General features: G+C 70.8%; 9 protein-coding genes. 4 read left to right on the forward strand and 5 right to left on the reverse strand.

Features of this window, described 5'->3' with window-relative positions:
* Window positions 1–720: 720 nt before the first annotated feature.
* From BWR60_RS34335 to BWR60_RS34345, 3 genes are read left to right on the forward strand one after another with little or no spacing between them, the layout of a single operon-like run.
* Window positions 721–1,635: an alanine racemase gene (locus BWR60_RS34335; RefSeq protein ID WP_088157556.1), complete on the forward strand. Its 915-nt coding sequence runs from the start codon at window positions 721–723 to the stop codon at window positions 1,633–1,635.
* Window positions 1,635–2,555 carry an SIS domain-containing protein gene (locus tag BWR60_RS34340; protein ID WP_179222067.1) on the forward strand — a complete coding sequence of 307 codons (921 nt, stop codon included), beginning with the start codon at window positions 1,635–1,637 and terminating at the stop codon, window positions 2,553–2,555. The genes BWR60_RS34335 and BWR60_RS34340 overlap by 1 nt, the downstream gene beginning before the upstream one ends.
* Entirely contained in the window at window positions 2,548–4,002 is a 1,455-nt protein-coding gene (locus BWR60_RS34345) for an N-acyl-D-amino-acid deacylase family protein (RefSeq protein ID WP_088157560.1), read from the forward strand. Before BWR60_RS34340 ends, BWR60_RS34345 begins: the two co-directional genes overlap by 8 nt.
* Window positions 4,003–4,028: 26 nt before the next feature.
* Here the strand turns inward: BWR60_RS34345 and BWR60_RS34350 are convergent, their stop codons facing one another.
* The 3 genes from BWR60_RS34350 to BWR60_RS34360 all read right to left on the reverse strand — a co-directional run bounded on the left by BWR60_RS34350 (window position 4,029) and on the right by BWR60_RS34360 (window position 8,256).
* Entirely contained in the window at window positions 4,029–5,015 is a 987-nt protein-coding gene (locus tag BWR60_RS34350) for a methyltransferase (protein WP_088157562.1), read from the reverse strand.
* A 239-nt stretch (window positions 5,016–5,254) separates the two neighbouring features.
* Complete coding sequence (locus BWR60_RS34355; protein WP_088157564.1) at window positions 5,255–6,796, reverse strand: lyase family protein; 1,542 nt, start codon at window positions 6,794–6,796, stop codon at window positions 5,255–5,257.
* 161 nt (window positions 6,797–6,957) lie between these two features.
* Window positions 6,958–8,256 (reverse strand): M20/M25/M40 family metallo-hydrolase, encoded by a 1,299-nt coding sequence (locus tag BWR60_RS34360; RefSeq protein WP_088157572.1) that lies wholly within the window; start codon window positions 8,254–8,256, stop codon window positions 6,958–6,960.
* Between the two features lie 198 nt (window positions 8,257–8,454).
* Here BWR60_RS34360 and BWR60_RS34365 point away from each other — a divergent pair, with 198 nt between their 5' ends.
* The gene (locus BWR60_RS34365) at window positions 8,455–8,910 is read left to right on the forward strand and encodes a DUF4126 domain-containing protein (protein ID WP_088157566.1); all 456 of its coding nucleotides are present in this window, start codon (window positions 8,455–8,457) and stop codon (window positions 8,908–8,910) included.
* A 139-nt stretch (window positions 8,911–9,049) separates the two neighbouring features.
* Here BWR60_RS34365 and BWR60_RS34370 read toward each other — a convergent pair whose 3' ends face one another.
* Complete coding sequence (locus tag BWR60_RS34370) at window positions 9,050–9,484, reverse strand: MAPEG family protein (RefSeq protein ID WP_088157568.1); 435 nt, start codon at window positions 9,482–9,484, stop codon at window positions 9,050–9,052.
* Between the two features lie 28 nt (window positions 9,485–9,512).
* Complete coding sequence (locus BWR60_RS34375; RefSeq protein WP_230983273.1) at window positions 9,513–10,136, reverse strand: YqaA family protein; 624 nt, start codon at window positions 10,134–10,136, stop codon at window positions 9,513–9,515.
* Window positions 10,137–10,236: the final 100 nt, after the last annotated feature.

Here is a 10,236-nt window from a genome sequence, read left to right on the forward strand (position 1 = left end):
TGAAGCGGATCCTGATCGCCAACCAGCTGGTCGACGCCGCGTCGATGCGCTCGGTCCTCGCGGCGCTGGCCGCCGATCCGGAGTTGGAGGCGTTCTGCCTGGTCGATTCCGTCGCCGGGGTGCGCCGCCTGGCCGAGGCCGCCCGCGCGATGGTTCTCCTGCGAAAGATCGCCTGATGTTCACCCCCTCCATCCTCGCCCTCGACCCGATCCTCGACGCCCCGATCGACGGCGCCAGCAAGGGCCTGCCGCCCGATCTCAAGCCGATCCCGTTCCGCAGCATCGGCGACCAGGGCTGGAACGCGCTGTCCGGCGACCTGCCCTTCCCGCAGGCGCTGCTGAAGCGGTCGGTGCTGGAGCGCAACGCCCGCTGGATGCGCGACATCCTGGCCGAGACCGGCGTCGCCCTGGCGCCGCACGGCAAGACGACGATGAGCCCGCAGTTGTTCGACCTGCAGCTGGCCAACGGCTCCTGGGGCATCACCGTCGCCACCGCCCAGCAATTCGAGGTGTGCCGCCGCTTCGGGGTGAAGCGGATCCTGATCGCCAACCAGCTGGTCGACGCCGCGTCGATGCGCTCGGTCCTCGCGGCGCTGGCCGCCGATCCGGAGTTGGAGGCGTTCTGCCTGGTCGATTCCGTCGCCGGGGTGCGCCGCCTGGCCGAGGCCGCCCGCGCNTGAAGCGGATCCTGATCGCCAACCAGCTGGTCGACGCCGCGTCGATGCGCTCGGTCCTCGCGGCGCTGGCCGCCGATCCGGAGTTGGAGGCGTTCTGCCTGGTCGATTCCGTCGCCGGGGTGCGCCGCCTGGCCGAGGCCGCCCGCGCCACCCCGCCGGGCCGCCCGCTGGGCCTCTTGGTCGAGATCGGCATGGAAGGCGGCCGCACCGGCTGCCGCACCGCCGCCGACGCGCTGGCCGTCGCCCGCGCCGCCGCTGACGCGCCCGGCCTGGCCCTGCGCGGCGTCGAGGGCTATGAGGGGCTGGTCGTCACCAAGGACGCGGCGGCGGACGAGATCGCCGTCACCGGCTTCCTCGACCGGCTGGCGGCGCTGGCGGCGGACATCGACGGCGCCGGGCTGTTCGCGGACGGTGCGGTGCTGCTGAGCGCCGGCGGCTCGGCCTATTACGACATCGTCGCCCGCCGGCTGGCCGAGGTGCGGCTGTCGCGCCCGGTCCAGGTGGTGGTGCGCAGCGGCTGCTACCTGACCCATGATTCCGGCCAGTACACCCGGCTGTTCGAGCATGTCATCCGCCGCATCCCGGCCGATTGGCGCCGGCACGGCGACCTGGCGCCGGCGCTGGAGGTGTGGTCGATGGTGCAGTCGCGGCCCGAACCCGGCCTGGCCCTCTTGACCATGGGCAAGCGCGACGTCTCCTACGACATCGAGCTGCCGATCCCGACCCTGTGGCGCCCCGCCGGCGCCGCGGCCGCGCAGCCGGTGCCGGCCGGCGCGGTGCTGACCGCGATGAACGACCAGCACGCCTATCTGCGCCTGCCCGAGGGCTTCGACCCGCAGGTCGGCGACCTGGTGTGCTGCGGCATCTCCCACCCCTGCACCACCTTCGACAAATGGCAGGTGATGATGGTGGTGGAGGACGACTACCGCGTCTCGGGCGCCATCCGGACCTTCTTCTGATGGCCTATGTGGTCGACATCGTCTCGCGCCTGCGCCGCATGGAGGCCTCGCTGCGGCCGTCCGAGCAGCGCGTGGCCGAGGCGGTGCTGGCCGATCCCGGCTTCGCCACCCGCGCCAGCATCGCCGAGCTGGCGCGGCGGGCGCGGGTCAGCGAGCCGTCGGTCACCCGGTTCTGCCGCGCCCTGGGCTGCGACAGCGTCCGCGACTTCAAGGTGCGGCTGGCGCAGAACCTGGCCGTCGCCAGCCCGTATCTGGAACGGCGGCCCCAGGCGGGCGCGCCGCCGGACGATGTCGCCCAGCTGGCCGACCGGGTGCTGGACAGCGTGATCGAGGCGGTGACCGCCGTGCGCAACCAGCTCGACCCGCAGCCGCTGCGCCAGGCGATCGAGGCGATCGCCCGCGCCCGCCGGCTCGACATCTACGGCGTCGGCGGCGGCGCGCACGCGGTCGGCCACGACGCCTATCTGCGCTTCTTCCGCCTCGACCTGCCGACCGATTTCCACGCCGACGCCCAGCTGCAGCGCATGTCGGCCGCCACGCTCGGCCCCGGCGACTGCGTGCTGGCGATCTGCAACTCCGGCCGCTTCCGCGACCTGGTGGAAAGCGTCGAGACCGCCCGGCAATACGGCGCCACCACCGTGGCCCTGACCCGGCCGGACACGCCGCTGGCCCGGGCCGCCGAGATCCTGCTGGCAGTTGCCCCGCCCGAGGACAGCGACATCTTCAAGCCGACCGCGTCGCGCCTTGCCCATATGGCGGTGATCGACGTGGTCGCCACCGGCGTCGCCATGCGCCGCGGCCCGAGCGCGCTGGAAAGCCTGCGCCGGGTCAAGCTGAGCCTGAGCCAGATCCCCACCATCGACGAGCCGGCGACTCCTGCGCCGTCCCGCCCCGCCCGACGGAAGACCATCCATGCCTGACCGCGCCCCCTACGACCTGCTGCTCCGCAACGGCACCGTGATCGACGGGTCCGGTGCCCCCCGCATCGAAGCCGACGTCGCCATCCTGGGCGACCGCATCGCCGCCGTGGCCCCGACCGGCAGCATCGCCGCGGACCGGGCGAAGCAGAGCATCGACGTCGCCGGCCGCGTGGTGGCGCCCGGCTTCATCGACGTGCACACCCATGACGACCGGGCGGTGATCGACGGCCCGGACATGCTGCCGAAGATCAGCCAGGGCGTGACCACGGTGGTGGTCGGCAATTGCGGCATCAGCCTGTCGCCGCTGACGCTGGACCGCGCCCCGCCGCCGCCCTTGAACCTGCTGGGCGACGAAGCCGCCTACGAGTTCCCGAGCTTCGCCGACTATCGCGGCCGGCTGGACCGGGTGGTGCCCGGCGTCAATGTCGCCGCGCTGATCGGCCACTCCTCGCTGCGCATCGGCACCATGGCGGATGTCGGCCGCAAGGCGAATGGCGGCGAGATCGACGCCATGCGCCGCCTGCTGGCCGACAGCCTGGACCAGGGCGCGATCGGCTTCTCCACCGGCCTCTACTACAAGCCGAACGCGGCGGCGGATGCCGACGAGGTGGCGGCGCTGGCCGAGCTGCTGGCCGATCGCGGCGGCGTCTACGCCACCCATATGCGCGACGAGCACGACAAGGTGCTGGATTCGCTGGAGGAAAGCTTCAGCACGGCCCGCCGGGCCAAGGTGCCGGTGGTGATCTCGCATCACAAATGCGCCGGGCCGCACAATTGGGGCCGCAGCCGCGAGACCCTGCCGGTGATCGAGGCGGCGAGCAAAGGCCAGCCGGTCGGGCTGGACGCCTATCCCTACACGGCGGGCTCCACCGTGCTGGACCCGGACCATGTCACCGGCGACATCCGGATCATGGTCGCCTGGTCCAAGGCGAAGCCGGAGATGGCGGGCCGCGACCTGGCCGACATCGCCGCCGAATGGGGCTGCACCGAGAAGGAGGCAGCGGTGCGGCTGCACCCGGCCGGCGCCATCTATTTCCAGATGGACGAGGCCGATGTCCGCCGCATCCTGTCCTTCCCGCTGACCATGATCGGGTCGGACGGGCTGCCGCATGACAGCCACCCGCATCCCCGCCTGTGGGGCACCTTCCCGCGCGTGCTGGGCCATTACAGCCGCGACCTCGGCCTATTTCCGCTGGAGACGGCGGTGCACAAGATGACCGGCCTGTCGGCGATGCGCTTCAACCTGCCCGACCGCGGCCTGGTGCGCGAGGGCCACGCCGCCGACTTGGTGGTGTTCGACCCGGCCCACATCGCCGACGCCGCCACCTTCGAGGCCCCGAAGACGCCGTCGCGCGGCCTGGACTTCGTGCTGGTCAACGGCCGGATGTCCTGGCGCGCGGGCGAGACCGAGGTGGATCGGGCGGGGCGGCTGCTGGCGCGAGCCTGACCCCGGAGCCGGCCCTCCGGCCGCGATCAGCCCGGGAGGCGCGCGCGGAACAGCGCGCTGCCGTCCGGCAGGCGCGACCTGGAGATGCCCTGGAATCCGGCCTCGGCCATCCACGCGCGGTACTGCCCCTCGGTGTAGGATTCGCCGTGGCGGTAGAGGTTCAGGAAGGTGAGGTTCAGGAACACGCCCTCGGGCGGGCCGAGGCGGTCGTCATCGACGACGCCCTGCCCGGCGATGGCGATCTCGCCCCCGGCCACGAGGCAGCGCGCCGCGTTCAGGATCGCGCGGCGCGCCTGGTCCGGCGGCAGGACCTGGACCACGGCCTTCAGGATCGCCAGGTCGTGCCGGCCGGTCGACGGCGCGACGGTGATGTCCCCTTCCTCGACGACCACGTCGCCGGCGCCGTATTCCGACAGGATGTCCGGCGCGGCCGCCGCGACCGTCGGTAGCTCCATCAGCGTCGCCGCGATCCGCGGCCATCGTTCGCGCAGCCCGACGAGAATGGTCCCGGCGCCGCCGCCGATGTCGATCACCGAACCGACCGCGGAAAGATCGATCTCCCGGGCCAGATGCCGGCCGAAGATCACCCCGCCCGGCGCGAGCATGCGGCTGAAGGCGGCCGCGGCCTCGGGCCCCGCTTCGGAGAAGTCGTGCAGCGCGGCCGGCCGGTTCTGCCGCAGCGACTCCGCGGTCAGCAGATCGGCGCCCCAGAGCTCGCGCAGCAGCGTGTGGTCGCCGCCGCGATAGGCCGGCTTGGACGCGTCGAGGAAGGCCGACGCTTCGGCTCCGTTGCGAAACCGGCCCTCCTCGACGTCGAGGAGACCGATGCTGGCGAGCGCGTAGAGCAGCCGCGACAGGCGATCGGGCGCGACGCCGAGCGCGGCCCCGAGGCTGTCGGCCGTCATCGCGCCGCCGCCGAGCCGGGTGAAGATGCCGAGGTCCAGCCCGGCGCGAAGCGCCAGGGCGGCAGGCACCGCTGCGATCAGGCTGTCGATCCGGTCGGACTCCGCCATGTCACCTCCCCCTCCGCGATCCGGGACTGCCTTTGATGCCCTCCTCGGGGCCTTTGATGCTCCGGCTCAATTCTATTGTCATCCTTGACCCGAGGATCCAGAGGCTTTCAGAGCCGCTCTTCGTGGCCCCTGGATTGCCGGGTCAAGCCCGGCAATGACAATAAAGAGAGCTGAAGGACGGGGAGCAGCATCGTCCGACGCTGACATCCCAGCCATCAGACCCGCCGATCCCCTGCCCGTCACGGCGTCAGCTTGGCGAAATCCGCGTCGAGCCGGGCCAGGGCCGCGTCGATGACGCCGCGCCGCTCCTTGATCCAGGCGTCCTGGTCCGCGAGCCCGGCCCGGGCCTTGGCGATCATGCGCTCCATCTCGGCCGGCTGCGGGCCGCCGCTGGTGCTGCGGGCCTTCACGATCGCCACCGGGTCGAGGGCGGCGCGGAACTCCGTCTCGGCCATCGGCAGCGCCTGCGGATACTTCGTGCCGGCGACGGCCTCGGCATAGATCCGCTGCGCCTCGGCATAGGGGAAATCCAGCGGCTTGATGTCGTTCTGCCTGGCGTAGTCCACCACCCCGGACGCGAAGTGATGGCCCTCGCGGAAGGGCACGGCGTATTTGCGCATCAGGATGTCGGCCAGCTCCTGCGAGGCCGTCCAGTCGCTGTTCAGCTCCTCCAGCGCCCGGTCGCGGTTGATCACCAGGGCCTTCAGCACCTTGTCGAGATCCTTCAGCGTCTTGATGCCGGCCTCGACCATCGCCGTGTTCTGCTCGACATCCTTCGGGTCCGGCATGCCCGGCGTGATGTTGTGGGTCTGGAGGATCGGCCCCAGCGCCAGCGTCACCGCCGTCGACGCATCGCTGCGGGTCGAGTTGAGCAGCCCCGGATTGCGCTTCTGCGGCATCGCGCTCGACACATAGGTGTTGCCGCCGCCCTCCTGCAGCAGGATCCAGGGCCGCGACCCGGCATATTGGGTCATGATGTCCTCGACGAAATTGCCGGTGTGCAGCGCGATCGCCGTGACCACCGCCCCGACCTCCACCGGCTCGTCCATCGAGGAGATCTGCGAGGCGTCATAGGCGTTGTCGACCAGCTGGGCGAAGCCGAGGTAGTCGGCCATGCGCTGGCGGTTCAGCGGCCAGCCGGTGCCGTTGAGCACCGTGGTGCCCATGGCCGACCGGTCGATGCGGGCATAGGCCTGGCGGATGCGCTCGGCGTCGCGCGCGAAGCCGGCGGCGTGGCCCAGCAGGTAATGGCCGAAGCTGTTCGGCTGCGCGGCGACGCCGTTGGTGTAGTTGGGGACGACGGTGTCGGCATGCGCCGCGGCCAGCTCGACCAGCGTCCTGGCCGTGGCGTTGAGCTGGTCGGCCAGGTCCAGCAGGTCGTCGCGCAGGATCGCCGCGCGGTAGGTCGCGTGCATGTCCTGGCTGGAGCGGCCGGCATGCAGCAACGTCACATCCATGCCGCCGGCCTTGATCAGCAGCGGCTCGAAGGTGATGACGCTGCTCGGCCGCCGGGCCCCTTCCTTGTTCCCGTCGGCGATGACCTTGGCGATGGCCGCCGCGATCCCCGGCGTCAGCTGCCTGTCGAGCAGGCCCTCATCGGTGTTGATGACCGCGGTCGCCTTGTTGATCTCGCCGAGCCAGAAGAACTCGTCGCGCTCGGCGGCGGACGCGCCGGCCGCCCACAGCGACACGGCGGCGAGGACGGACATCAGCAGGCCGCGATAGCGCGGCCGCGCGGGCCGCGAACGCCTCTCCAGATCCGCCTGTGGTGTGTTGGTCATCGTGAGCTCCCCTCTATGAAATCACCCGTCATGGCGAGGCGCGGAGCGCCGTGGCCATCCAGGGGCCATAGCGAGCGGCCCTGGATGGCCACGTCGGCTTCGCCTCCTCGCCATGACGTGGAAAAGATGCCCGCCGCGCCGGCAGCGGTCTCAAACAGTCTCTATTCCATCCCGGCCGTCGCCAGGATGGTCGCCAGGCTGGTGGCCATGCCCTTCAGCATCGGCGCCTTCTCGGTGTCCATCCACTCGTCCAGCGAATGCGCCCGGCCGCCCTGGCCGGGGCCGTTCTTGCCCAGGGTCACGGCCGGGATGCCGAGGCTCCACGGAATGTTCGAATCGTTCGACGCCTCGCGCGGCCCCTTGAACTCGTAGCCCGCCGCCTGGATCGAGGCCTTGGCCAGCTGGAACAAGAGCTCGGTCTCGGCGATCGCGCCGGCCGGGCGGTCGCCGATCACCGTCTTCTCCACCGTGATCTCGCCCTCCTTGGTCGACCGGGCCGCGTTCTCGGTCGCCGCCGCCTGGTCGACGATGGCCAGCAGCCGCTGCTCCACCCGCGCCAGCCCGTCGCTGTCGCCGGAGCGCATGTCAACCTCCATCGAGGTCTCGACCGGGATCGAGTTGACCGAGGTGCCGCCCTTCACCACGCCGACATTGTAGGTCACCTTCGGATCCGCCGGGACCTGGGTGCGGGCCAGCAGCGTGATCGCCTCGGCCATGGCATAGGCCGGATTGACCAGGCCGAAGGCGCCGAAGCTGTGGCCGCCCGGGCCCTTGTAGGTGATGCGGTAGCGCTTCGACCCGACGCCGGAGCTGGTGAAGGTGTCGGCCGACCCGCTCTCGATCGAGAAGAAGGCGTCGATCCGGTCCTTGTACTTCCCCTTGGTGAACAGGTGGCGGACGCCGCGCAGGTCGCCCAGCCCCTCCTCACCCACCGTTCCGACGAACAGGATGTTGGCCTTGTGCTTGATGCCCGCCGCGTCCATGGCGCGGATATAGGCCAGGATCGCCGCCAGGCTGAAGGTGTCGTCGCCGACGCCCGGGGCCATCAGCTTCGTGCCCTCGCGCCGCACCGTCACGTCGGTGCCCTCGGGGAAAACGGTGTCGAGATGGGCCGACACCACGACGACGCGATCGCCGCCGCCGGTGCCGCGGCGCAGGCCGAGGACGTTGCCCTCCTCGTCGATCCCGACATCGGCCAGGCCGGCGCCGCGCAGCAGCTCGGCGAAGGCCTTGGCCCGCGCCTCCTCCTTGAAGGGCGGGGCCGGGATCTCGACCAGCGTGATGCCTTCGGCGATGTAGCCGTCATAGGTCTGGTCGATGTGCTGCAAAGCGGCCTTGAAGCCGGCGCTGTCGCGCACCCGCTGGATCTCCGCCTTCGCCTTGGCTGCGGTGTCCTCGGCCAAAGCGGGCCCTGAAAAGCCGATACCGATCGCCGCCGCGAGAATCGCGGCTCGAGACATGAACGCCATCGTTTCCCCCTTCGTTTCTTTCGAAGCGAAGGCTAGCACCCGCCGGTTTTGCCGGACAATCGCCGATAGGCTTCGGATCCTTTTCGAATGGGACCAGGCGGACCGGAGCCGGACGGGATCGACAGGCCGGCCGGGATCGCGGAGGATGGCGGCCGATTTTCAGACCGCGCATTTCCCGGGGAGATTTCGATGCTGGTCCTGGCCTTCCTGATCGGCTGCGTCGCCGGGCTGCGGACGATGACCGCGCCCGCTGCCGTCAGCTGGGCCGCCCATCTCGGCTGGCTGCCGCTGGACGGCACCGGGCTGGCCTTCCTCGGCGCTGCCGTGACGCCCTGGCTGCTGACCGCGGCCGCGATCGCCGAGCTGGTCGCCGACCAGCTGCCGCGGACGCCAAGCCGCAAGGTGCCGGTGCAGTTCGGCGGCCGGATCGTCAGCGGCGCGCTGTGCGGCGCCGCCTTCGGCATCGCCGGCGGCTCGGTGGGCGTCGGGCTGGTCGCCGGCATCTTCGGCGCCGTGGCCGGCACGCTGGCGGGCGCCGAACTGCGCTCCCGCCTGGCCCGGGCCTTCGGCCGCGACCTGCCCGCCGCCCTGCTGGAGGACGCCGTCGCGGTCGGCGGGGCGATGTGGATCATCGCGGCGGCGTGAGGCGGTGTTTCCCCTGAACTGTCATCCTCGGGCTTGACCCGAGGATCCAGGGGCTTTCAAGAGCGGCTCTCGGTGGCCCCTGGATTGCCGGGTCAAGCCCGTCAATGACAGTAAAAGGGAATGAGGACGGCCTCTAACCTCACACCGGCTCCACCCCCGCCGTTAGGATGCGCAGCGCGAAGACCGCCCACATCGCCAGCAGCAGCACGAAGCCGGCGGCGTAGGCGCCGAAGCGCGGGCCCAGGCGATTCGATCCGGTGTGCACCGCCAGATGCAGGATCCGGCTGGCGACGAACAGCCAGGACATCACCACGAAGGGCAGGTCCGCCTTCCTCGTCATCATCGCCAGGATCACCAGCACGAAGAACAAGAGCGGCAGCTGCAGCTGGCTGTTGAAGCTGTTGCCGACCTGGGTGGCCCGCGCCGGCCAGGCCGGCTGGCCGAGGGCGATGTCGCCGACCCGCACCTCGCCCCGCCGCAGCGCGCCGGCGCGCTCGCGCAGCAGCCAGACCGCCAGGCCGAAGATCAACGCCACCTGCACGAACACGGGAAGGAGGATGGCTGGCACGGTCATGGCCGGGTTCTCCGCGGTTCGGCGGCCCTCAGATCTGGGTCATCACCGCGAAGCCGAGGGCGACCAGCACGAGGAAGCCCCAGAACGCCCAGTTCAGGTACTTCTCGAGGTAATACCGCACCTGGTCCCCATAGATGCGCATCAGCACCGCGATCAGGAAGAAGCGCAGCCCGCGCGAGGCGATCGAGGACAGGATGAACGGCACGATCGGGAACTGGGCCACGCCGCTGGTGATGGTCACCAGCTTGTAGGGGATCGGCGTCACCCCCTTGGCCAGGATGATCCAGCTGCCCCATTCGGCATATTTCTGCTGGAACTCCTGGAACCCGGCCTGCAGCCCGTAGAGGTTGATCAGCCAGGAGCCGACCGTCTCGAACAGGAAATAGCCGATGGCGTAGCCGACCAGCCCGCCCAGCACCGAGGCCACCGTGCACAGCCCCGCCAGCCACCAGGCCCGCTTCGGGTTGGCCAGCATCATCGGGATCAGGACGACGTCGGGCGGGATCGGGAAGAAGGAGCTTTCGGCGAAGGCGACGCCGGCCAGCGTCCACCGCGCCCGCGGCCCGTGCGCCGCCCGGATCAGCCGGTCATATTGCCGCCGGATGAATCCCGGCCGCCCGGCCTCGCCCTGAACGCCACCGTCCTGCACCACGCGCTGATCCTCTCCCCCGCCGCTCGGTGCGACGGTCATAGACGGCGGCGGCGCCGGAGTCACGGGCGGGAATGGAGAGGCCGGCTTGATGGCGCCCTCC

The organism is Inquilinus limosus, from assembly GCF_002195995.1.
GTDB classification, from domain to species: domain Bacteria; phylum Pseudomonadota; class Alphaproteobacteria; order DSM-16000; family Inquilinaceae; genus Inquilinus; species Inquilinus limosus_C.

Bases quoted from the DNA above. Each gene is read 5' to 3' on its own strand.
- BWR60_RS34335 (WP_088157556.1), top strand. From the start codon at position 721: ATGCGCTCGGTCCTCGCGGCGCTGGCCGCCGATCCGGAGTTGGAGGCG.
- BWR60_RS34340 (WP_179222067.1), top strand. From the start codon at position 1,635: ATGGCCTATGTGGTCGACATCGTCTCGCGCCTGCGCCGCATGGAGGCC.
- BWR60_RS34345 (WP_088157560.1), top strand. From the start codon at position 2,548: ATGCCTGACCGCGCCCCCTACGACCTGCTGCTCCGCAACGGCACCGTG.
- BWR60_RS34350 (WP_088157562.1), bottom strand. From the start codon at position 5,015: ATGGCGGAGTCCGACCGGATCGACAGCCTGATCGCAGCGGTGCCTGCC.
- BWR60_RS34355 (WP_088157564.1), bottom strand. From the start codon at position 6,796: ATGACCAACACACCACAGGCGGATCTGGAGAGGCGTTCGCGGCCCGCG.
- BWR60_RS34360 (WP_088157572.1), bottom strand. From the start codon at position 8,256: ATGTCTCGAGCCGCGATTCTCGCGGCGGCGATCGGTATCGGCTTTTCA.
- BWR60_RS34365 (WP_088157566.1), top strand. From the start codon at position 8,455: ATGCTGGTCCTGGCCTTCCTGATCGGCTGCGTCGCCGGGCTGCGGACG.
- BWR60_RS34370 (WP_088157568.1), bottom strand. From the start codon at position 9,484: ATGACCGTGCCAGCCATCCTCCTTCCCGTGTTCGTGCAGGTGGCGTTG.